A 20256-nucleotide genomic window follows, 5' to 3' on the forward strand; every position below is an offset into this window, starting at 1 on the left:
AGACGATGACTTCCATGTTGAACACCCTGTGGCAGGGCGCGTTGCGTCCGCTCTTTAAACGACCGCCTGCTTTGCAGGTCGCAGCCCTGTGCCACCGCGAAGGTGACGCTGGGACAGAGGTGTTGCTTGTCAGCAGTTCAAGTGGGCGTTGGATCTTGCCAAAAGGCTGGCCAATCGACGGGCTGACCGCGGTCGAAGCCGCCAAGCAAGAAGCATGGGAAGAAGGCGGTGTGAAAAAAGCGTCACCCGACGAAACCGCCGTGCAATCGTTCATCGGTCAAAAGCGGTTTGACAACGGTACGGTCATCCCCTGCGAAGTAAAAGTCTTTCCGTTTAAGGTCAAAAAGCTGTCGAAAACCTACCCCGAAGCAGAGCGGCGCGAGCGCATGTGGGCGTCACCTTCTCGGGCGGCGGAATTGGTTGATGAACCTGGCTTGCAGCAGGTTCTCAGTGACTTTGCGGTCTAAGGCATAACTCTATAAATATATTGTGACATCGCCCCAATAGCGTTACCCCCGGTCCAATTCAAAACCGAGGGACACAATGCCTGATTCAAAACCATCGAACCAATGGAAGACGCTTGATCGCGATCTTGGCCGTATTGGCGCAGTCGAATACGCAACGCAATACGTAAGCAAACCATTGGTTGGCTTGGGCATTTCGCTCGCCTTTATTATCGTGGCCGCACTTACAAGCACACTGTTTTTCGGCGGCGATTCAGTGTCTTATGTCGTCATCGCTGCGGCTGCCTTTGGCGCCTATATGGCCGTCAACATCGGGGCAAACGACGTTGCCAACAACATGGGACCTGCCGTAGGGGCGAATGCGCTGACCATGGGTGGCGCGATTGTCATCGCGGCCCTTTGCGAAAGCGCAGGCGCATTGCTTGCCGGCGGTGATGTGGTTTCCACCATCTCAAAAGGGATCATTGATCCCGAAAGCGTCGCCAGCAGCGAAATCTTTATCTGGGCAATGATGGCCGCTCTGATTTCATCCGCACTATGGGTGAACCTTGCGACTTGGATCGGCGCCCCCGTGTCCACGACCCATTCGGTTGTTGGGGGCGTGATGGGCGCCGGTATCGCCGCCGCTGGTTTTGCTGCCGTGAACTGGCCAACCATGGGCGCAATCGCCGCAAGCTGGGTTATCTCACCGCTTCTGGGTGGCGTTATTGCGGCTGCGTTCCTTGCCTTCATCAAAACCGCGATCATCTACCAAGACGATAAAATCGCAGCCGCGCGCCGTTGGGTGCCTGTGCTGATCGGGATCATGGGCGGCGTTTTCTCGATGTACCTCACGATGAAGGGGCTTAAGAAGATCGTAAAGATCGATCTATTCACAGCTTGCCTGATTGGTCTGGTCTTGGGTGCGATCATCTACGCCGTGTCTGCTCCGCTTGTGCGCCGTCAGTCCGAGGGGCTTGAGAACCGCAACAAGTCTTTGAAGGTACTATTCAACATTCCGTTGATCCTATCCGCAGCGCTGTTGTCGTTTGCACATGGCGCTAACGACGTTGCCAACGCTGTTGGCCCGCTGGCCGCAATCGTGCACGCCGAAAGCTTTGGCACATTCGCGGGCAAAGTAGATATTCCAACATGGGTTATGGTGATTGGCGCGTTCGGGATTTCCTTTGGTCTGATCCTATTCGGACCAAAACTGATCCGTATGGTCGGCAGCCAGATCACTAAACTCAACCCGATGCGCGCCTATTGCGTCGCCCTATCAGCCGCGATCACAGTCATCATCGCAAGCTGGCTGGGCCTGCCGGTATCATCAACACACATCGCGGTAGGTGGCGTCTTTGGCGTTGGTTTCTTCCGCGAATGGCATGCAGAGCGCCGTGTGCGCAATTCGTCAGCCAAGCGCCCAGAAGCCAAGCGCATCGCCCCAGAAGAACGCCGTCGTCGCAAGCTGGTACGTCGTTCGCACTTCATGACGATCATTGCAGCATGGGTGATCACAGTGCCTGCAGCAGCGCTGATTTCCGCTGTCATCTTCTTGGGGCTGCAAGCAACGTTTGTCTAAGGTGCGGTGGATTAAAATCCACCCTACGAAAAAAGAAGGGCCAATTCCTGATCAGGAATTGGCCCTTGTTGTTGGTCGCTTTGACTTACTTGCCCAAGCAATAGCGCATAATGGCCTTTTGAGCATGCAGACGGTTTTCAGCCTCGTCAAAGATCACCGAATGCTTTCCGTCCATAACGCTGCTTGTCGCCTCGTCGTCGCGGTGCGCAGGCAAGCAGTGCATAAACAGAGAGTCGTGTTTTGCCTTCGCCATCAGCGCGTCGTTGACTTGGTAACCGCGTAGTTGGTTATGCCGGCGCTCACGAGCAGACTGTGGGTCGTGCATCGACACCCAAGTATCGGTCACGACCAGATCAGCACCCTGCACGGCTTCGTTCGGGTCGCGAACAGTCGTGTACAAACCCGCAAGCGCTGGTTCAGGGTCGAGTGTCTCTGGGCCCGTGAACACAAGTTCAAAATCAAACTGCTTGGCTGCATGGGCAAAGCTGGCAAAGACGTTATTACCGTCGCCTGACCAGACAACCTTTTTGCCTTTGATCGGACCGCGATGTTCTTCGAACGTCATGATATCAGCCATGATTTGGCAAGGGTGCGTACGATCCGTCAAACCGTTGATCACCGGAACAGACGCATATTCCGCCATTTCCAGCAACGTCTGCTCTTCGAACGTACGGATCATGATCATATCAACATAGCGCGACAGCACGCGGGCGGTGTCGGCGATGGTTTCGCCATGGCCAAGCTGCATATCGCTGCCGGATAGCACCATGGTCTGACCACCCATTTGGCGCACGCCAACATCGAACGAAACGCGGGTACGGGTCGATGGTTTTTCAAAGATCAGCGCGACCATGTGGTTGGCCAATGGTTGATCCGCATCAGGTGTACCTTTTGGCAAACCATTGCGTGCATCCTTCATCGCGCGCCCATTACGGATAATTTCATGCAGATCGTCGGCGGGAGTTGTGTGAATATCAAGAAAATGCGTCATAGAGTTCGCTTTGTTGTTGGGCCCTTTGGCCAGTAAATCAAAGGTGAGTCATCACCTGCACGAGTTTGCCTTCGTTTGTGCCAGCCAGACGTCGGGCATGAAACCCCGCCTGCCTGTAAATGGATATGGTCCGTGTATCGGTCGTATTCGGACCTACCGCAACCAAGGCGTGGCTGCGGCGCAATTCCCGGACGCGCGCTTCGATGTAACCAGTCGAGTGACCCGGCCCCATAAAATCAGGGTTACCCACAAAGGTGGACATCCCTCTTGATCCCATAGGCAGGTCAGAGAACTCGGCTTTTCCTGACGCGCGCGTGTCAAAATCACTGCAAAAAGCAAATGGCATTTGTGCCAGTTGCACCAAGCGTAGATCGTAATTTTGATCATCCATATGTTGGGTTATTTGCGCAATCTGCATTTCCGGATCGGGCCACCACGCCTTTACGTGCGCCACATTGAACCAGCGACGCAGTAAAGGAAGATCATCCCGAGTTAACCGACGGAAATCGTAATTGCGCATATGCTCCTACAACTGCGAGGCCGCTGCATCCAGCAGATCGACCGCGACAGTAATGTCCTCATCTGTAATATTCAGCGCGGGCAGCAATCGGATCACATTATCGGCGGCAGGCACGGTCAATACACCCTGCCCATAGCCCGCCTGAACTACATCAGTGTTCACCGCTTTGCATTTCAGACCCAACATAAGGCCCGACCCACGCACGCTTTCAAATACATCGGGGTGGGATGAAACCAGCCCTTCCAACTTTTGGCGCAATAGCCCCGCCTTGCGGTTCACCTCTGCAAGAAACGCATCATCGGCGATGATCTCCATCACCTTTGCACCGACGGCACAGGCCAATGGGTTACCACCGTAAGTCGACCCATGCGTACCCGCAGTCATACCAGATGCGGCCTCTTCTGTCGCGAGAACCGCGCCCAAAGGAAAGCCGCCGCCAATCCCTTTCGCAACCATCATGATGTCAGGGGTGACGCCCGCCCACTCATGCGCAAATAGCTTGCCTGTACGACCCATACCGCATTGGACTTCGTCAAAGATCAGCAGGGCACCATTCGCATCGCACAATTCGCGCATCGCTTTTAGATCCGCGTCTGGCACTGGACGAATACCGCCCTCGCCCTGTACCGGTTCGATCATCACAGCAGCGGTCGTATCGCCCAGCGCATCGGTCAGGCCCATCAGGTCACCGAATTCCAGATGAACAAAGCCGGGCAACAACGGGCCAAAGCCTTTCGTCATTTTCTCAGACCCAGCAGCCGCGATACCCGCGCTTGACCGGCCATGGAAAGAACCAGAGAACGTGATGATATCAGTCCGCTCAGGCTGGCCTTTATCAAACCAATACTTACGGGCCATTTTCACGGCCAGTTCGCAGGCCTCGGTACCCGAATTAGTGAAAAACACCGTGTCTGCAAAGGTCTTATCAACCAATGCATCCGCCAGCTTTTGTTGGGCAGGAATGTTGTAAAGGTTAGACAAGTGCCAAACCGACTGCGCTTGGGTCGTCAATGCGTCAAGCAAATCCGGGTTAGCATGGCCAAGTGCGTTCACCGCAATCCCAGCGCCCAAATCCAAAAATCGGCGGCCATCTGCTTCCGTCAACCATGACCCCTCGCCGGACACAAATGTCAGCGGGGCACGTGAATAGGTTGGCAAAATAGATGCGATCATGGCGATCATCCTTATCAATAAGCCCGATTGGTGCAGGACCAAGGGCAAAGTGTCAATGTTTTAGGGATAGTAGAAGACGTGACAAACAGCGGCGCTAAATTAGCGTCGGCGTCGGCTTACGTATGTTGTGCGCATCTTCATGTGCCCCCGATAGCCTAAATCATTGAAGCCGTGAAGATAAAAAACGCAAGCGGCATTCTGACGTTGCAAAATTCGCCAAACCCGGTCCAGATGCGGCCATGACATTGCGGGCACAAAATCCACGCCTTGCGGTGACACTGATCGTCACAGCAACGGCATTCATCGCGGGCACTATGCTGCTCGCGAAAACGCTCGGCACTGATGTCTTGGGGCCGCCGTTACACCCGCTTCAGGTCAGCCATGGGCGGTTCCTTTTTGCGTTTATTGCGATCGGCACAGCGGCGAGCATTCTACGACCAAAAATCAAACAGCCCCGACTGCGGCTCCATATCGGACGTACCGTGTTTGGATGGGCCGGGGTCAGCCTGATGTTTGCAGCCGCTGCCAACATGCGCCTGTCAGATGCCACCGCGATCAGTTTTCTAAACCCTGTCTTCGCAATGATCCTTGCCATCCCCCTTTTGGGCGAACGTGTCGGCCCTTGGCGTTGGTTTGCAGCCTTCGCGGCGATGATAGGGGCGATTGTGCTACTGCGCCCCGGCGCAAGTTCATTTCAATTGGCAGGACTACTCGCGCTTGGTGCAGCATTGATGATGGGCATGGAGCTCATCTTTCTGAAGAAACTGGCAGATAGTGAACCCGCCTTCCAAGTCCTGCTGATCAACAACGGGATCGGGCTTGCCATCGCAACAGCGGCGGTTTTGCCGGTATGGGTCATGCCAACGGCACCGCAGTGGGCCGCCCTTGCCGGGATTGGGGTGTTAATGGCAACGGCACAAACCTGTTTTGTGAACGCCGTCGCGCGGGCCGACGCCAGCTTTATCACCCCATTCAGCTACATCACGCTGATCTTCGCAACGCTCTATGACGCGATCATATTCGGCGAACGCCCCGACCACATCAGCATGATCGGCGCGCTTCTTATTGTTGGCGGTGCGGTTCTCCTTGCTTGGCGTGAAACACGCACCAAGGCTTAGGCCTTTAGACGGTACCCGGTGTGCATCCAGCGCAAGCAAACGCTTAGCACGGCAACACAGGCGATACCGACAACAACGACACCGACCCAAGGGCTGCTGTCGCTGACACCAATCATCCCAAAGCGGACACCGTCGATAATATAAAAGAATGGGTTCGCGTGGCTAAGCACCTGAAGAAACCCGGGCAACGCGTCGATTGAATAGAAGGTCCCTGACAAAAACGCCAAAGGGGTCACCAAAAAGTTTGAAATCGCCGAAAGCTGATCAAACTTGTTCGCGAAGATGCCGGCAATCATGCCCAAGCCACCCATCAAGACAGATCCCATCAGGACAAACAGCACAACCCAAGCCGGGTTCTGCATCCCAACACCCAAGAACAGCATCGACCCAATTGCGATAACAACGGCAACCAAAGCGCCCCGTGCGACCGCGCCACCGATATAGCCAAAGACCAATTCACCCGCAGACAAAGGCGGCATCAACGTATCCACGATATTCCCCTGCACTTTCGCGGATGCGAGGCTCGAGGACGTATTCGCAAACGCGTTCTGAATAACAGTCATTGTCAGAATGCCCGGAGCAAGAAAACTAATGAAAGGAACGCCCATTACATCACCGCGCTGCGGTCCAATCGCTATGGTAAAAATCATCAAGAAGAGACCAGCGTTGATCAAAGGAGCCATCACCGTCTGTGACCAGACATTCATAAACCTACGAATTTCGCGGCGCACCAATGTCCAAGTTCCCAGCCAGTTCACGCGCCCAAAACGGCGAACACCCATTGCAGTCTTTGTGGTCATGCTCAATGTCCTTATCCTTAGGGCTGTGACATAACCTATCGGGCGGAATTGACCAGTGCAGGGACTGAAAACACTTGCCGACAGCACCATCTGCTGGGTCCATTCTGCCATACCGGGCGAAAAGCTTGATCGTCGGCTTCACATCCCTGCCCACAATGACTATTATAAGGCTTGAACAGATATTCAGGCCCGACAAATTACTTTGTCCGGTCCGCTGAACCAAAGGAATCCATATGTCCTGGACAGACGAGCGCGTCGAGACGCTCAAAAAGATGTGGGGCGAAGGCCAGTCCGCTAGCCAAATCGCCAAGGAACTGGGCGGCGTGACCCGTAACGCTGTGATTGGTAAGGTCCATCGCTTGGGCCTTTCAAACCGTGCCGGTTCTGGCGGTGCGTCTGCAGCCAAAGCTGCCCCCAAAGAAAAACCCGCAGCAGCGGCCAAGCCAGCAGCGCCGAAACCGGCGCCAAAGGCCAAGCCAACACCTGCGCCCGCAGCAGCGGCATCCGTGCCTGCTGTCAAAGAAGAAGTCGAACTCGACGAAAACGGTATTCCGATTTCAGCTGCACGCCGCGCGATTATTCCCGCCGGCCAGCCTTTGCCACCACAGCCTTCGGCAAATGAAATCAGCCCCGAAGCACTGGCAAAAGTCAGCGAAGTCGAAAAAACCGCTAAGCGTATTAGCTTGATGGAACTGACAGAGAAGACCTGCAAATGGCCTGTCGGCGACCCAGCAACTGATGACTTTTGGTTCTGTGGCCTTGGTGTGCAAGCTGGCAAACCATACTGCGAAGCCCACGTCGGCGTCGCATTCCAGCCAATGTCGTCACGCCGCGACCGTCGGAGGTAAAACGAAATAACGTAGGGTGGATCTTGATCCACCAAACAAGGCCGCCTTTCAAGGCGGCCTTTTGCGTTCATGTCGCCAATTTGACAGCTCACATGCTCACAAGGCAGGCTCTCACTAACAACGTAGGAGAGCCAAATGCCACAATTCATCCTAACTTATCATGGCGGAAGCCAACCCAAGACCCCGGAAGAGGGCAAAGCCCACATGGATCGCTACATGCAGTGGATCGGCGGGTTAAACGCGGTCGTCCCGCAACAGCCCCTTAAAGGCACTGAAACGCTGGGCGACATGCAAATCACACCCATGATGGGCTACACAATCATCGAAGCCGCAGACATGGACGCCGCACGTACAACAGCACAGGCTTGCCCATTCCTCGAAATGGAAAACTCTGCAATGCAAGTAAGTGAACTACACCAGATGCCGGGCTGATAAATACAACTTCTGAAAAGCCTGTTAAGCGACAAGCACCGCCATCAACGGTTTCAAAATCTTGCTCAGTAGATCACGGGCCACACGCAAAGTGGCCCGCGCAGTAGCTTAGGGTCAGTTGCGCCCGGATTTGCGGCCGCCCTGCTGTCCCGACTGGCTGCCAGCAGCGGAAGAACCAGTTTCGCCCAATTTGCCGCGCGCATTGCGCACCAAAGCGCCCCGCATTTCGGCCTCACCAGGCGTGTCGATGCTCTTAGCTTGGTTGGCATCGTGATACTGGCTGAGAACCGTGTCACCTTCGGTTGCCCAAGGATTTCCATGGTCGGCAAGTACAGGCGTCGCCAGAATGGCGAGAACCGCCGTAACAGTCAGTTGTCTGTTCATAGTGTCGTCCTTTGCTCTGAGTTATAGATCGGACGAAGTTATATTCAAAAAGATGAATATCAAGGCGCACATGCACTGATTGTTCCAACATCACCCACTCAACCCAGCCCCATATTCCGACTTAGTCAAAGCGATCAACAGCTTGACCGCCGCATTCCTCGACCACACATGTTCGTGATCCCGCCCCTACACTGCGCAATTCAAAATTCAGGTCTGCGCACCATAGGTTTTTTACAGGCCGCCAGCGCTTCTTGGGAATATGGCTTTCGGCCTCAACAAGAGGCATCGGATGCCAGCCAATTTCAACGGTCGGCGGTAAAACAAACTTGCTTGGGGCTGGCCTTAACCTCCCTTACATGGTGGCTATCCAAGGCAACTCGTTTTCATATATCTATTGATCACTCACACGTGCCGCATCGCTCCGGCAAGTGAACAGTCACCGAGCATACGGCCTTCCATTAGTTGGGTCAGTTTCAAGTTTTTTAATCCTGTCCAACTGCTTTTGCGCCCCCTCAAGATCATAGGTGTCCTGCGTATAAGCCCCTGCAGCTCGACTAATGACGACAAGGCATCCGATCGCAGCCCCAACCCATTGCATTGCGTCACTATTTAGCGCGACACCTAATCCAATAAGTCCTGCAAAAAGAAAAAACTGTGCGACGCATCCAACCCATTTGCCGACGACAGTTTCCTCTCGCCGAACAACAACAAGATGTTTGGTCCGTTGCGGCTCATCACGTAAAATACTTTTTACTGGCGCAGGGAACGTACTAGCAATGCTAGATAGCAAAAATCTAGCTCGAGAAAGAATTATCATATGTAGGTTCAATGTTTAAAATCAGAAGTTTAGCGTACGCATCTATTGGACAGTTGTCTCTACTCGCTTTTCATATTTTTGGGGCCGTGATGAAAATGTCGCCCATTTTACAACCCAAGCATGTTTGGAGAACAGCACTCATTCTCAACGTTGCATAACGTGTCCTCGTTAGCATGTACGGCCGCCTCTTCTAATTGCTTTAGCTGCAACTACATTGAACTGAACAACAGGCGCAGCCGACTAACGTCGTTAGGACGGGTCGCTTACCAATGCCGCTTACAAAGGGATCTACCATGCCAAATACCGCACTCATCACCGGCGCATCATCTGGGATCGGCCGAGAATTCGCCCGCCTGCACGCAAGCAAAGGCGGTGACCTGATCATCACGGCGCGGCGCGGTGCGGAACTGGATGCGCTGAAATCTGAACTTGAAACCGCGCATAAGGTCAGCGTTACAACAGTTGCTCTTGATCTTGGGGCCGACGGCGGTGCTGACGCGCTGTTTGAAGCGGTCAAAGATCACCCAATCGAAATCCTCATCAACAATGCAGGTTTTGGCGGGCACGGCGTATTTACCGACAGGACATTGACCAGCGACCTTGCGATGATCGATCTGAACGTCAAAGCCTTGGTAACCCTGTGCCACCATGTCGGAAACAGGATGGCAACGAATGGCGGCGGCAAAATCCTGAACGTCAGTTCAACCGCCGCCTATATGCCCGGCCCACTGCAAGCGACCTATTTCGCGACCAAGGCCTATGTGTCCAGCTTTAGCCAAGCAATGGACGAAGAACTGCGTGAAAAAGGCGTGACAGTCACAGTGCTTGAACCGGGCTACGTGCACACAGAATTTGCCGAGGTAGCAGCGCTCGAAGGGACCGGGCTTACCAGACAAAAAGGCGCAACACCGGCTCAAGTCGCACTATGCGGATATGAAGCCATGCAGGCAGGCAAGCTGCGCGTGATCAACGAAGCAAAACTGTCGTTCCTGCTTAATTGGGTATTCCCGTTCTTGCCACGCCGCGTAATTCTGAAAAACATCCGCAAAATGCAGGAAAAGTAGACGAGCCTTGAATAGGTTCTTGCAACAACTAACTAACAAGCTGCATTTCGAATCTGTATCGGATTGTCCAACATCAGGGTAAGATAACCCAACCAAAGGATTACCCCGTGGCGCGAATTTTCGGCTCTTCTAGGAAAACCCTATTCCAAGGCTTGTGGTTGCTCGCCGGTTGGGTGTCGCTTGGGCTGGGCGCGATTGGGGTTGTTTTGCCGGTATTGCCGACAACTCCATTCGTAATCCTCGCCGCGTTTGCATTTGGGAATGGATCGCCAAGACTGCAAAAACGACTAGAAGACCACGCGACGTTTGGCCCGATGATCGCAGATTGGAAAGCCACAGGCGCCATCGCGCCACGATACAAGGCGATGGCAATCCTCATGATGGGCGCGGCCCTAACGGCAAGCATCTTTTTCAGGATGCCGCCAATGGTGATCATGATCCAAGCCGCTTGCATGATTGGCGCGGGCACATTTGTCCTTACGCGACCAAATGGAAGTGCCTGAAAATACGATCAAAACGGTACCTTTAGTCGGACCGCACCTCGCTCTGCTCTGGTACAAGATCGCGCAACAACAATCTCATGCGCGCAATAGCCTCTGGATAGAGATACTCTATCTCTTCGGCTTCGTAAGGATGCGCATTCATATCAATGGCGCTAATCTCGTTCCCACGTGCCAACAACAGCAAGAGCGGACGCTTCGTACCAACGCCCATTGATCCAGGATCAGCAGTGCGAATGGATAGCTCTGTCTCGACAATCGCAGCAACGGTGATTGCCCCAACACGAACGGGAGTATCTATTGTCCAGCTCATCGTCTCGGTCCCATGGTTGACCAGCCAAAGCGGGCGACAGGCGCCAACAACGCGACCGGTACAAATGAAAAATCAACTGCCATTCGCCCCGTAAACACGGCCCGATCAAAGTCCGGCACCACATTTAAACGCACCCGATCACTGGCGGAGGTGCCGTAAATCAGCGGCGTCATAAAACCAAACGCCTGTCCGGTGTCACATGGATCACCAAGCCCAAACGTCAGATCGCAAGTCGCCGCGTTTAAGCGGATACAGTGAATGATATCCCTAACGAGTTGCACAGCAGAACTCACAATCCTTTGCGGCCTACGCTTCCAGCCGCCACGTTTTTTGCGTTTTTCGGGCTTTGCCTTTGGCGTAGCTTCGACAACATCCACATCCTTCGACATCGCAATTCGGGGGCCAAAACGGCCAAACGGACGCAAAGCCCCCGATAAATGCCAAGCATCGTTCTTTGTCACCACCAGCTCGATCCGAAGCGGCATAACCAGCGCCAAGATCAGCACAGCAACAATTGCGAGCAGCAAATAGAGAATGATGAGAAGCGCCAAAGCCATAGCTTCTACTCAGCGTTTTACTTCTTTGATTTCGTGCTATCGGCGGCCTGTTCAATGGCCTTGCCTGCAGTTGAACCCAACACTTCGGCCAGCGTCGTCATCGGCCCTTGCACTGATTCCACCCGAGCACCCTTTTCATCAATAATGATCGCACCCAGTGGCTTGATCCCACCGCCGCCACCAGTCACGGCACCATCACCGTTTTTGGGGCTCGCACCGCCACCCGCGCCAAAGGCAAATCCATAGCTTACAATAGGTATGACCGTGGCAGCCCCCTTCTCAATCGGGTCACCAAGCACGTTCTTCGCGTTCAAAAGTCGATCTAATTCTTCCACAGTGCCTTTCAGCAGGCGTTCGACGTCTTCCATCTGTTCGTCCTTTCATCTGGCTTAGAAACACAACGGCATTCTGCCAGACCGCAGCGAACAACCTTTGATGTCGATCAATTGGGGCAACACACGTTCAGTTTGTTGCTACCTTCCGCGAAAACGACGCACAGGCGTGCACATCTCCCCATTCCCAACGCCTCCGCCCTTCGCTATATGGCGGCTATGACCCAGAACCCACCTTCACTCCGCCCCGACCTTGCCCCTGCGGCCAAGATTACTGACGCCAGCCGCCCCGGCCAGCCGACCATCGGTATGGTCAGCCTCGGGTGCCCCAAGGCGTTGGTGGATTCAGAACGCATCCTGACCCGGCTACGCGCCGAAGGTTACGCGATCTCGCCCGACTATTCCGGTGCCGAAGCGGTCATCGTGAACACCTGCGGTTTCCTTGATTCCGCTAAGGCAGAATCCCTTGATGCGATTGGCGAGGCGCTGACCGAAAACGGCAAAGTCATCGTGACAGGCTGCCTCGGTGCAGAACCCGACTACATCCGGGAACATCACCCCAATATTCTGGCGGTCACCGGGCCACACCAATACGAACAGGTGCTTGATGCAGTGCACAGAGCCGTGCCCGCGAACCCTGATCCGTTTATCGACCTGCTGCCCGCGACAGGGGTATCCCTAACACCGCGGCACTACAGCTACCTCAAGATATCCGAGGGCTGTAACCACAAGTGTAAATTCTGCATCATCCCCGATATGCGCGGCAAACTGGCGTCACGGCCAGCGCACGCTGTCCTGCGCGAGGCGGAAAAGCTGGTGCAGGCTGGCGTCAAAGAACTCCTCGTCATCTCTCAAGATACCTCAGCCTATGGGCTGGACCGTAAATATGACGTTAATCCGTGGAAAGACGGCGAAGTCCGCAGCCATATACTCGACCTCACGCGCGAATTGGGTCAACTGGGCGCGTGGGTGCGGCTGCACTACGTCTACCCCTACCCGCACGTGCGCGACCTGATCCCGCTGATGGCGGACCCAAACAACGGCATCCTGCCCTATCTCGATATCCCGTTCCAACATTCGCACCCCGATGTGCTGCGGCGGATGGCGCGGCCAGCGGCGGGCGCAAAGACGCTTGATGAAATCCGGGCATGGCGCGAAATCTGCCCCGACATCACGCTGCGTTCCACATTCATCGTGGGCTACCCCGGCGAGACCGAAGAAGAATTCCAGCACATGCTTGATTGGCTGGACGAAGCCCAACTCGACCGCGTTGGCTGTTTTCAGTACGAAAACGTCGAAGGCGCGCGCTCCAACGCCCTGCCCGACCACGTCGCGCCAGAGGTCAAACAAGACCGATGGGACCGCTTCATGGCCAAAGCCCAAGCGATTTCCGAAGCCAAACTCGAAGCCAAGGTCGGCAAAACCCTAGAGGTCATCGTCGACGACATCGACGAAGACGGCATCGCCACCTGCCGCACATGGGCCGACGCCCCCGAGATCGACGGGAACCTGTTTATCGACGAAGGAACCAAAGGGTTGGCCGCGGGTGATGTTTTACAAGTTGAAGTTGAGGAAGCCGGGGAGTACGATTTGTGGGGAAAAACTGTTAGGTAATAAAATGTTTGAAGAAACCCTTCTCGATAGGGTTCATCGGTTACAGAGAGGCCTTGTCGCCGAAGCGACCGGTGAAAGCTTTGAAGGCGGCGACGCCGAATACATTAAACTCCGGAAAGAAATTGCGAGTTCTTCAACATTAAAAGATGTAGCACCAAGCTTTCTAAGAAGGTGTAGTGGACTGGAACAGTTTTGGGGTTGGATTAAATATGAAAAGCCAACGTATGCAGAACGCAGGACACTGATTTGGGATGCATTTGCCCCACGAATAGAACGAATTGAGTTTAGCGAAACTAGCCCAATTGCTAAAATCACTAACGAAAAATTACGAATTCACGGCGAAGCAGACGTCCATGCTTACTGGGATAAAGCAACAAACAGGGTCGAGAATGACCCTGAAGGTGCGATAACAATGGCAAGAACACTACTTGAAGCCACATGCAAAGCTATCTTGAATGATCTAGAAATAGATCACTCAAATAAGGACGATATACCCAAACTGTGGGCAAAATGTAGTGAAGCGTTAAACCTAAGTCCTAGTCAGCATCACGAAACTGTATTTAAAACCATTCTTGGAAACTGCACTTCAATCGTCGCCAATATTTCATCGCTAAGGAACAAGCTCGGTGATGCTCATGTCGATCAACCTAAACCAGTCAAACCAAAACCTCGTCACGCTGCGTTGGCAGTAAACCTTGCAGTTACTATGGCCACGTTCATAACCGAGACGTGGCAAGCTAAAAGTCAGTGAAAGTGCCACTTCTCCTTAACGCGCCTGAATTTTACAAACTTCCCGCCGGGCAGCGCCCAGATGATGGGATAGAATACAAACGCAACGCACCCCCTGCGCTCCGCGCGTTCGCGCCTCAAACGATCCCCCGGATCGTTTGCAAGACGGCGCTCACCCCCTCGGTCCAAGCGCCGCCTTACTGTTGGGCAAAACAATCGGGCAAACACCCCTTTGCCATACGTGTGTCCGACAATAATCCGACGCAGTTCCGACAGCTTTAAAGCGCCTCAATATACGTCCGCACGCAGTCCTGCACATGCCGGAACCGATCTCCGCCAAGGTGCTTGCCGCCGTACCACCGCGTCACCACGATGATGTGACCGTGCAGTTCTTCGCGCTCTAACATCCGCAAGATCACCATGCCCGCACCGCTTTCGCCGTCGTCGTTCTTTAGCGGCGCGTCAGGCAGCAGAACGGCCCAAGTATTATGTGTGGCCTTCGCGAATTTTTTGTTCTTGCACAGCGCCTTAATGAAATCACGCGCCTCGTCAGCGGACCCTACTGGCCCACCTGAAACCGCGTATTTCGATCCGCGATCACTGACAACATTCGTGATGATTTTCAAAGTAAGCGCGCGATCACACAGACCCAAGCAACGCCCACACCAATGGCCGTCACAGCCACCGCAGCAGACCCGCAATCCTTAGCCTGCTTCGCCGCATCGCGCTTTTCAGTGCTGATATCATCGACAATACGTTCGATCGCCGTATTCATACATTCCGCAGCCAGCACGATGATCCCGCCCATCAGCAGCATCCCACGTTCGCCAGCCGTCAAAGGCAGCACCAGCGCAAGAATGCCAAACACGATATTCGCAACGATCCACTGGGCCAGCGACCCTTCGGTTTTCCAGACGTGGGCGAACCCTTCCCAAGACCAAATCGCACGCTGCCGCACCCGCATAACCTGTTGCCACATATCAGTTTTCCTTGCCTCACCGTTTCTTTACCGCCATCGCCGTTGCTATGACCTGACGGAACAATTGACCAAACCTACGCGTGCCATAGGCTAGTGGCAATAATAAGGAGTCCCCATGTATCCGATCTATTCCTGTGCAGAGCGGATCGCAGATGGCGCAATGCATGCGCTTGGCGTAATCGGCGCACTATCCGGTACAACCGTGCTGATCGTCTGGGCGCTTGGCGTCGCATCAGCCGGCCATATTGCTGCAATCTCGATCTATGGCGCGACGCTGATTGCGAATTTCACCGCCTCTGCGATGTATCACATGACCCCTTGGGAAAGCATCCGCCCCACCCTACGCCGCTTCGACCATGCTGCGATCTATCTAAAAATCGCTGGCACCTATACGCCGCTTGTCGTGATGATCGGTACCGGATTTTCCTATCTGGTCTTGGCCGTCGTGTGGGGACTGGCGTTGATCGGCATGGCGCTCAAGCTGTTTTTCTGGCGCACACCCGGGCGGTTTGGTCCTGCGCTTTACCTCATCATGGGCTGGCTGAGTGTACTGCTTATCTGGTCACTATGGGAAATCATCCCCGGCACGGCCATGGCGCTGATCGCCATCGGAGGGTTACTCTATACCTTTGGTGTGATCTTTTACGCAGCCGAAAATATGAAGTTCTCAAACGCGATCTGGCACGGATTCGTGGTCGTCGCCTCAGCCTGTTTTTTCGTCGCGATAGCAATAGGGTTAGCACATATTGCCAAAGGTATGGAATTCATGACCTGACGAGGCGTAAGCCCGCCGTTATTGCAGTACATGTAACAAGTTAAATGTTTCGAGCTTAAGTCGCGTGTCCTGAGGTGATCTTGAGTTTTGTAATTAAAGGGTGTCGCAAATTTTTGGCGGCACCCTTTTCATTTTTACAGGCCAGCTGCGACGCGCTGTACGGTTTTCAACCGATCCCCATTGGCCGGGTGTGTTCCCAAGAACCGATCGCCCGGATCAGGAATACGGAAAAAGAACTGCGCGCCACGAAGCGGGTTATACCCCGCAGAATGTGCAATCCGGGTTCCTAGGGCATCTGCCTCCAGCTCAAAGTTCTTTGAATAGGACCGCGCGCCAACCGTCGCGCCAATCCGCTGCGCACTATTGATCGCATCGGCACTGGTCGACCCCAACGCACCGGCCAAACCGCCCAGCAAAACCGCACCCATCATCGCATTCTGCTGCTGTCGCGCAATATGCCCTTCGATGTGATGCGCTGTTTCATGCGCCATGACAAAGGCGATTTCATCTTCGTTGCGCGCCTCTGCGATCAACCCGGTCGTGAACCCCAATATCGGGCGGCCATTGTTATCAAGCGTCTGATAGGCGTTCACCGCCTCCCCGTTTCGATCATCAACGACGATCCGGAAATCGCAGTTCAATGATGGGGCACGTTGGCGACACAACGCCTCTGCAACCGGTTCAACTCGTGCAACGGCACGACGATAATTGTTCATTGCTTGTGCCCGCGAAACTTTGGGTACATTCGCCGTTTGCTGTAGGGGTGCTACTGCGGGGCCTTCATCCACAACAACGGGCGTACAAGCGGCCATCGCTAAGACAAGCGCAATTGGGGTCAAACGCATCGGGTCTTCCTCTCGTTAACAGCATGCACATTAACACGGTCGCAACCTATGACCAGTACCGATTGCGCAACTTGCAACCCCGGGCTACGCTGAAATCATGTTTACGATAGAACACGAATATGACGCGACCGTTGTGACCCTCGTGGACGAGGGCAAAGCCCCCTTGTTAGAAGACGTAACGGTTAACGCGTTCGATGATTGCGTCACGGTCACACAGCTTGATCCGCGCACCGATGAGGTGATGCAAATCACCATATCATTTAGCCAATTACGCGACCTGCAAGCCGCGCTTGATTTGCCAGAGGGCGTCTATCAGTTACGCAAGCCAAAGGAGGCTTAGACGCCTCTTGCATTCCTAACGCTGCTTCGGCGAGGGTACCCCAAACAAAGGGGGCTCACCAATGACAACAGGTTTCTTCTGGGACGAACGCAGCTTTTGGCACAGTGGCGGAAACTACGCAGGGATGCTGCCCGTTGGCGGTTTGGTGCAACCGTTAGATGGTGGCCTCCCTGAAAGCCCCGAAACCAAACGGCGCCTGAAAAACCTGATCGAAGTCACCGGTCTAGCCCGCGAACTCGACATACGCGGCGCCGAAATGGCAACGCGCAAAGACCTACTTCGGGTTCACCCAGCCCACTATCTTGATGAATTCAAAGCATTGTCAGACGCTGGTGGCGGGGAACTGGGACGCCGCACGCCCTTTGGCCCTGGCGGGTACGAACTCGCGGCACTATCGGCAGGGCTAGCCAAGGCCGGGTTAGCAGCCGTTCTAAAAGGCGAACTCACCAACGCCTACGCCCTATCGCGCCCACCGGGGCACCACTGCCTGCCTGACTTTCCGAACGGGTTCTGCCTGCTTAACAACATCGGCATCGCGATCGAGGCGGCCCGCACTGCCGGGCTCGCCAAACGCTTTGCCGTGCTAGACTGGGACGTACATCACGGCAACGGAACCGAGGCCGTATTCTATGACCGGCACGATGTGCTCACCGTTTCAATCCACCAAGACCGCAACTATCCGATGGACACAGGCGCCTTTGCCGACCGCGGCACCGGCGCAGGAACGGGCTACAACCTCAACATCCCCCTACCGCCCGGCACGGGGCACAAAGGATATCTTGCCGCGATGGACAGGCTCGCCCTGCCCGCGATCCGAGATTTTGCGCCCGATGTGCTGATCATCGCCTGTGGCTATGACGCCGCTGCCAACGACCCACTGGGGCGCATGCTCGCCACCGCAGACACATTCGCACAAATGACCAAACAGGTGATGACACTCACGAATGAAATATGTGACGGCAAACTACTGATGGTCCACGAAGGCGGCTATTCGAAAACCTACGTGCCCTTCTGCGGCCACGCGGTCCTGCAAACACTGTCCGGCAGCAACATCACAGCCCCCGACCCCTTCGCCGAGGTCTTCCCACTACGACAACCCGACGCTGGTTTCGACGCCTATCTAGACGGGGTGCTTGGGGTGATGGAACAGAGCTTGTGAGAAGTCACATGACAGGCGCACGACACAAAAACTGTCAGCATCGTCAAACCTAGAAAGCCAACTTTGCGCTTAAAACGAACGCTCCGCGAGATAATCGGCAGAAACGTAACCCGTGACTCCCGGCGCCTCAGCAAGCGAAACCCGACACCAAAGCTGCCCAACTTCGGTCACGCAATCACGACGAATAAGCGAGGTTCCGTCAGGCAGGCCCAAAACCACATTATAGCCAAGCCCCGGACCTGACCGCAGCTTAAGCAAGTCATCCGGCCCAGCGCGTTCGACCACAACGCGTTCACCAGATATCTCGCTGCAGCCAACAACAAGCATAATCGTCAAAATAGCTGAAATTGCAGTGCGATGCATGACCTGACCCCATTCGTTTTCCAATCAATAGACTGATAGCTGGTCCATTCCTAGTCTACTATCGCGACCTGTCACTGCACCTACTCTGAGACGGCCCTTAGCTGCAATCGTGCACTCCCTGCTGTCGTGAGATTTCACCTCAACGGTTTATAACCACGCGGTTGTCAGGACATCCCAGAGAACGTATCTGTAGGCGAACCAATTTTAGGACTGACCATGCCCACCATCCTCCGCGATCCATGGATATTGAGCGCGCTAGGGATCCTACTGGTTGGGTTTGGCTTTCAGCTAGAGTTACTGCACGACAATTGGCACGCAGGCGGTCACATCTGGCAACAGGGTGATTGGCTAATCTCACTAGCGTCAGGCCCGGTAAGACGTGGTGCTTTCGGAGAGCTGCTATTGACTCTCTCTGATGCACTCAAGGTTTCTCCACTTTTTATGGTAATCGCCATACAGACAGCACTAGTTACCTTTGTTTTCTTTGGCTTCGCTCGGCTCTTACTACGACAACAACGTAGCGTTATGGCACTTGTCGTCTTTTCTCCAGGATTTTTCGCGATTCTGTGGGGAATCGATCCAAGCTCATCTTTACGCAAGGAGTTGATCGGTCTTGCCGCACTTGTCTGGCTTGCACAACCTGGCGGTGGCATGGCGCGCCTCATTCTTACAGGTATCTTGATGCTTATTGGTGGCCTAGGCCATGAGATCATAATCTTGCTGCTACCCGCATGGCTCGTTTTACTGTGGTTGCTACACGCTCCATTACTGCGTCGCCGCTACACTTGGTTTTTTATTGCGCTACTGTTCTTTTTAGCAACAATTGAACTTCACTACGCGATACGCCATATCGGGATTGCTGACGCCGCCCCGGTATGTGAAGCGCTTACCCAACGAGGTTTATCGGAGAATGCGCTATGCCGTGGCGCAATCACTTGGCTAGCGGATCCTCAGAACGGCACGGCAAAAGTATGGGCAGCTCTAAATCGTAGCTGGACGTCATGGCTCTTGCCGTTGGCATGGATCGCTGCGACGGGCCCGCTCTGGAGGATATGGAATACCAGTTTGCCCTTGCGCCCAAGGTCAGCCTGGCTGATTCTGGCTGCGTTGGCACCGATTTGTCTACTCTATCCAGTTGGTCTCGATTGGGGCCGGTGGTTTGCAGTACAATTCGCAATATGCGCAATTATCCTTCTCGGCCTTGGACAGCGCGGCCTTCTACAAGAAGTCGGCACAATTCGGCCAGCCGAACGGACAGCATGGCTCGTCAGTTCTTTGTCGTGGGGCATTATAAATGATCCGGTTGTCACCACGTATAGTTTCTTAGCACGACTGCTGGACTGAAGTGTCGGTATCAAAGACACCAGCTAGGGCGTATCGGACGACCTCTGTTAGATCTTCAGGGCTAAGGCTCGTCACAAGGCCAACAGACTAAAATGCATTCAGATATTCTTTAGAGGCAATACACAACGCTGCAGGACGCCTTCAGAGCTAGTAGGGTTATGGTAATACTGAACTTGGGCCCAATGTGAAATATTGCATTTTGACCACTCCACAGGATGTCCCGGTTGTCAGCTC

At 54.3% G+C, this 20256-nt stretch carries 26 protein-coding genes; 13 read left to right on the forward strand and 13 right to left on the reverse strand.

Annotated elements, in window-relative coordinates:
* Positions 1–5 precede the first annotated feature (5 nt).
* Positions 6–467: an NUDIX hydrolase gene (locus ACHUEV_RS09625; protein WP_394179305.1), complete on the forward strand. Its 462-nt coding sequence runs from the start codon at positions 6–8 to the stop codon at positions 465–467.
* Between the two features lie 76 nt (positions 468–543).
* Complete coding sequence (locus tag ACHUEV_RS09630; RefSeq protein ID WP_394179306.1) at positions 544–2025, forward strand: inorganic phosphate transporter; 1482 nt, start codon at positions 544–546, stop codon at positions 2023–2025.
* Positions 2026–2110: 85 nt separating this feature from the next.
* On the opposite strand, the gene argF is transcribed toward ACHUEV_RS09630, so the two are convergent.
* From argF to ACHUEV_RS09645, 3 genes are read right to left on the reverse strand one after another with little or no spacing between them, the layout of a single operon-like run.
* Positions 2111–3016, reverse strand: coding sequence for an ornithine carbamoyltransferase (argF, locus tag ACHUEV_RS09635; RefSeq protein WP_394179308.1), 906 nt, complete (start codon positions 3014–3016; stop codon positions 2111–2113).
* Between the two features lie 37 nt (positions 3017–3053).
* On the reverse strand, positions 3054–3536 hold the full coding sequence (locus tag ACHUEV_RS09640) for a GNAT family N-acetyltransferase (protein WP_394179310.1): 483 nt from the start codon (positions 3534–3536) through the stop codon (positions 3054–3056).
* Positions 3537–3542: 6 nt separating this feature from the next.
* Positions 3543–4709 (reverse strand): aspartate aminotransferase family protein, encoded by a 1167-nt coding sequence (locus ACHUEV_RS09645; RefSeq protein ID WP_394179312.1) that lies wholly within the window; start codon positions 4707–4709, stop codon positions 3543–3545.
* Positions 4710–4948: 239 nt separating this feature from the next.
* Between ACHUEV_RS09645 and ACHUEV_RS09650 the strand changes: the two genes are divergently transcribed.
* Positions 4949–5827: a DMT family transporter gene (locus ACHUEV_RS09650; RefSeq protein ID WP_394179314.1), complete on the forward strand. Its 879-nt coding sequence runs from the start codon at positions 4949–4951 to the stop codon at positions 5825–5827.
* Here ACHUEV_RS09650 and ACHUEV_RS09655 read toward each other — a convergent pair.
* Positions 5824–6627 (reverse strand): ABC transporter permease, encoded by an 804-nt coding sequence (locus ACHUEV_RS09655; RefSeq protein ID WP_394179316.1) that lies wholly within the window; start codon positions 6625–6627, stop codon positions 5824–5826. The genes ACHUEV_RS09650 and ACHUEV_RS09655 overlap by 4 nt on opposite strands.
* A gap of 233 nt (positions 6628–6860) precedes the next feature.
* On the opposite strand from ACHUEV_RS09655, the gene ACHUEV_RS09660 reads away from it, so the two are divergent.
* Both ACHUEV_RS09660 and ACHUEV_RS09665 read left to right on the forward strand, forming a co-directional pair.
* Positions 6861–7475 carry a GcrA family cell cycle regulator gene (locus tag ACHUEV_RS09660; RefSeq protein ID WP_394179318.1) on the forward strand — a complete coding sequence of 205 codons (615 nt, stop codon included), beginning with the start codon at positions 6861–6863 and terminating at the stop codon, positions 7473–7475.
* Positions 7476–7610: 135 nt separating this feature from the next.
* On the forward strand, positions 7611–7907 hold the full coding sequence (locus ACHUEV_RS09665; protein ID WP_394179320.1) for a YciI family protein: 297 nt from the start codon (positions 7611–7613) through the stop codon (positions 7905–7907).
* A 114-nt stretch (positions 7908–8021) separates the two neighbouring features.
* Here the strand turns inward: ACHUEV_RS09665 and ACHUEV_RS09670 are convergent, their stop codons facing one another.
* Entirely contained in the window at positions 8022–8291 is a 270-nt protein-coding gene (locus tag ACHUEV_RS09670; protein ID WP_394179322.1) for a hypothetical protein, read from the reverse strand.
* A 436-nt stretch (positions 8292–8727) separates the two neighbouring features.
* The gene (locus ACHUEV_RS09675; protein WP_394179324.1) at positions 8728–9108 is read right to left on the reverse strand and encodes a hypothetical protein; all 381 of its coding nucleotides are present in this window, start codon (positions 9106–9108) and stop codon (positions 8728–8730) included.
* Between the two features lie 293 nt (positions 9109–9401).
* On the opposite strand from ACHUEV_RS09675, the gene ACHUEV_RS09680 reads away from it, so the two are divergent.
* Positions 9402–10172, forward strand: a complete 771-nt coding sequence (locus ACHUEV_RS09680) for an SDR family NAD(P)-dependent oxidoreductase (protein ID WP_394179326.1) — start codon at positions 9402–9404, stop codon at positions 10170–10172.
* Between the two features lie 107 nt (positions 10173–10279).
* Entirely contained in the window at positions 10280–10675 is a 396-nt protein-coding gene (locus ACHUEV_RS09685) for a YbaN family protein (RefSeq protein ID WP_394179328.1), read from the forward strand.
* Between the two features lie 22 nt (positions 10676–10697).
* Here the strand turns inward: ACHUEV_RS09685 and ACHUEV_RS09690 are convergent, their stop codons facing one another.
* The 3 genes from ACHUEV_RS09690 to ACHUEV_RS09700 are packed head-to-tail and all read right to left on the reverse strand — an operon-like array spanning position 10698 to position 11910.
* Positions 10698–10985, reverse strand: a complete 288-nt coding sequence (locus ACHUEV_RS09690) for a hypothetical protein (RefSeq protein ID WP_394179330.1) — start codon at positions 10983–10985, stop codon at positions 10698–10700.
* Positions 10982–11542: a DUF2953 domain-containing protein gene (locus tag ACHUEV_RS09695; RefSeq protein WP_394179332.1), complete on the reverse strand. Its 561-nt coding sequence runs from the start codon at positions 11540–11542 to the stop codon at positions 10982–10984. Before ACHUEV_RS09695 ends, ACHUEV_RS09690 begins: the two co-directional genes overlap by 4 nt.
* A gap of 17 nt (positions 11543–11559) precedes the next feature.
* A complete protein-coding gene (locus ACHUEV_RS09700) occupies positions 11560–11910 on the reverse strand; it encodes a GerW family sporulation protein (RefSeq protein WP_394179334.1) in 351 nt (116 codons plus the stop codon).
* Between the two features lie 183 nt (positions 11911–12093).
* Here ACHUEV_RS09700 and rimO point away from each other — a divergent pair, with 183 nt between their 5' ends.
* Both rimO and ACHUEV_RS09710 read left to right on the forward strand, forming a co-directional pair.
* Positions 12094–13488: a 30S ribosomal protein S12 methylthiotransferase RimO gene (rimO, locus tag ACHUEV_RS09705; protein ID WP_394179336.1), complete on the forward strand. Its 1395-nt coding sequence runs from the start codon at positions 12094–12096 to the stop codon at positions 13486–13488.
* Between the two features lie 4 nt (positions 13489–13492).
* Complete coding sequence (locus ACHUEV_RS09710) at positions 13493–14239, forward strand: abortive infection family protein (RefSeq protein ID WP_394179338.1); 747 nt, start codon at positions 13493–13495, stop codon at positions 14237–14239.
* Positions 14240–14495: 256 nt separating this feature from the next.
* On the opposite strand, the gene ACHUEV_RS09715 is transcribed toward ACHUEV_RS09710, so the two are convergent.
* A complete protein-coding gene (locus tag ACHUEV_RS09715) occupies positions 14496–14843 on the reverse strand; it encodes a YigZ family protein (protein WP_394179339.1) in 348 nt (115 codons plus the stop codon).
* Entirely contained in the window at positions 14840–15196 is a 357-nt protein-coding gene (locus ACHUEV_RS09720; RefSeq protein WP_394179341.1) for a diacylglycerol kinase, read from the reverse strand. The genes ACHUEV_RS09715 and ACHUEV_RS09720 overlap by 4 nt, the downstream gene beginning before the upstream one ends.
* Before the next feature lie 115 nt (positions 15197–15311).
* On the opposite strand from ACHUEV_RS09720, the gene trhA reads away from it, so the two are divergent.
* Positions 15312–15971, forward strand: a complete 660-nt coding sequence (trhA, locus tag ACHUEV_RS09725; protein WP_394179343.1) for a PAQR family membrane homeostasis protein TrhA — start codon at positions 15312–15314, stop codon at positions 15969–15971.
* 134 nt (positions 15972–16105) lie between these two features.
* Here trhA and ACHUEV_RS09730 read toward each other — a convergent pair whose 3' ends face one another.
* Positions 16106–16816 carry a M48 family metallopeptidase gene (locus tag ACHUEV_RS09730; RefSeq protein ID WP_394179344.1) on the reverse strand — a complete coding sequence of 237 codons (711 nt, stop codon included), beginning with the start codon at positions 16814–16816 and terminating at the stop codon, positions 16106–16108.
* 97 nt (positions 16817–16913) lie between these two features.
* On the opposite strand from ACHUEV_RS09730, the gene ACHUEV_RS09735 reads away from it, so the two are divergent.
* Both ACHUEV_RS09735 and ACHUEV_RS09740 read left to right on the forward strand, forming a co-directional pair.
* Positions 16914–17156: a hypothetical protein gene (locus ACHUEV_RS09735; RefSeq protein WP_106354835.1), complete on the forward strand. Its 243-nt coding sequence runs from the start codon at positions 16914–16916 to the stop codon at positions 17154–17156.
* Between the two features lie 61 nt (positions 17157–17217).
* Positions 17218–18315 carry a class II histone deacetylase gene (locus ACHUEV_RS09740; protein WP_394179346.1) on the forward strand — a complete coding sequence of 366 codons (1098 nt, stop codon included), beginning with the start codon at positions 17218–17220 and terminating at the stop codon, positions 18313–18315.
* A 69-nt stretch (positions 18316–18384) separates the two neighbouring features.
* On the opposite strand, the gene ACHUEV_RS09745 is transcribed toward ACHUEV_RS09740, so the two are convergent.
* Positions 18385–18678, reverse strand: coding sequence for an SH3 domain-containing protein (locus ACHUEV_RS09745; RefSeq protein WP_394179348.1), 294 nt, complete (start codon positions 18676–18678; stop codon positions 18385–18387).
* A gap of 216 nt (positions 18679–18894) precedes the next feature.
* On the opposite strand from ACHUEV_RS09745, the gene ACHUEV_RS09750 reads away from it, so the two are divergent.
* The gene (locus ACHUEV_RS09750) at positions 18895–20022 is read left to right on the forward strand and encodes a hypothetical protein (RefSeq protein ID WP_394179350.1); all 1128 of its coding nucleotides are present in this window, start codon (positions 18895–18897) and stop codon (positions 20020–20022) included.
* Positions 20023–20256 lie beyond the last annotated feature (234 nt).

The organism is Yoonia maritima (genome assembly GCF_043641945.1).
GTDB lineage: Bacteria > Pseudomonadota > Alphaproteobacteria > Rhodobacterales > Rhodobacteraceae > Yoonia > Yoonia maritima_B.

Excerpts from the sequence above, each read along its gene's own strand:
- ACHUEV_RS09625 (WP_394179305.1), top strand. The coding sequence starts at position 6 with ATGACTTCCATGTTGAACACCCTGTGGCAGGGCGCGTTGCGTCCGCTC.
- ACHUEV_RS09630 (WP_394179306.1), top strand. The coding sequence starts at position 544 with ATGCCTGATTCAAAACCATCGAACCAATGGAAGACGCTTGATCGCGAT.
- argF (WP_394179308.1), bottom strand. The coding sequence starts at position 3,016 with ATGACGCATTTTCTTGATATTCACACAACTCCCGCCGACGATCTGCAT.
- ACHUEV_RS09640 (WP_394179310.1), bottom strand. The coding sequence starts at position 3,536 with ATGCGCAATTACGATTTCCGTCGGTTAACTCGGGATGATCTTCCTTTA.
- ACHUEV_RS09645 (WP_394179312.1), bottom strand. The coding sequence starts at position 4,709 with ATGATCGCATCTATTTTGCCAACCTATTCACGTGCCCCGCTGACATTT.
- ACHUEV_RS09650 (WP_394179314.1), top strand. The coding sequence starts at position 4,949 with ATGACATTGCGGGCACAAAATCCACGCCTTGCGGTGACACTGATCGTC.
- ACHUEV_RS09655 (WP_394179316.1), bottom strand. The coding sequence starts at position 6,627 with ATGACCACAAAGACTGCAATGGGTGTTCGCCGTTTTGGGCGCGTGAAC.
- ACHUEV_RS09660 (WP_394179318.1), top strand. The coding sequence starts at position 6,861 with ATGTCCTGGACAGACGAGCGCGTCGAGACGCTCAAAAAGATGTGGGGC.
- ACHUEV_RS09665 (WP_394179320.1), top strand. The coding sequence starts at position 7,611 with ATGCCACAATTCATCCTAACTTATCATGGCGGAAGCCAACCCAAGACC.
- ACHUEV_RS09670 (WP_394179322.1), bottom strand. The coding sequence starts at position 8,291 with ATGAACAGACAACTGACTGTTACGGCGGTTCTCGCCATTCTGGCGACG.
- ACHUEV_RS09675 (WP_394179324.1), bottom strand. The coding sequence starts at position 9,108 with ATGATAATTCTTTCTCGAGCTAGATTTTTGCTATCTAGCATTGCTAGT.
- ACHUEV_RS09680 (WP_394179326.1), top strand. The coding sequence starts at position 9,402 with ATGCCAAATACCGCACTCATCACCGGCGCATCATCTGGGATCGGCCGA.
- ACHUEV_RS09690 (WP_394179330.1), bottom strand. The coding sequence starts at position 10,985 with ATGAGCTGGACAATAGATACTCCCGTTCGTGTTGGGGCAATCACCGTT.
- ACHUEV_RS09695 (WP_394179332.1), bottom strand. The coding sequence starts at position 11,542 with ATGGCTTTGGCGCTTCTCATCATTCTCTATTTGCTGCTCGCAATTGTT.
- ACHUEV_RS09700 (WP_394179334.1), bottom strand. The coding sequence starts at position 11,910 with ATGGAAGACGTCGAACGCCTGCTGAAAGGCACTGTGGAAGAATTAGAT.
- rimO (WP_394179336.1), top strand. The coding sequence starts at position 12,094 with ATGACCCAGAACCCACCTTCACTCCGCCCCGACCTTGCCCCTGCGGCC.
- ACHUEV_RS09710 (WP_394179338.1), top strand. The coding sequence starts at position 13,493 with ATGTTTGAAGAAACCCTTCTCGATAGGGTTCATCGGTTACAGAGAGGC.
- ACHUEV_RS09720 (WP_394179341.1), bottom strand. The coding sequence starts at position 15,196 with ATGTGGCAACAGGTTATGCGGGTGCGGCAGCGTGCGATTTGGTCTTGG.
- trhA (WP_394179343.1), top strand. The coding sequence starts at position 15,312 with ATGTATCCGATCTATTCCTGTGCAGAGCGGATCGCAGATGGCGCAATG.
- ACHUEV_RS09730 (WP_394179344.1), bottom strand. The coding sequence starts at position 16,816 with ATGCGTTTGACCCCAATTGCGCTTGTCTTAGCGATGGCCGCTTGTACG.
- ACHUEV_RS09735 (WP_106354835.1), top strand. The coding sequence starts at position 16,914 with ATGTTTACGATAGAACACGAATATGACGCGACCGTTGTGACCCTCGTG.
- ACHUEV_RS09740 (WP_394179346.1), top strand. The coding sequence starts at position 17,218 with ATGACAACAGGTTTCTTCTGGGACGAACGCAGCTTTTGGCACAGTGGC.
- ACHUEV_RS09745 (WP_394179348.1), bottom strand. The coding sequence starts at position 18,678 with ATGCATCGCACTGCAATTTCAGCTATTTTGACGATTATGCTTGTTGTT.
- ACHUEV_RS09750 (WP_394179350.1), top strand. The coding sequence starts at position 18,895 with ATGCCCACCATCCTCCGCGATCCATGGATATTGAGCGCGCTAGGGATC.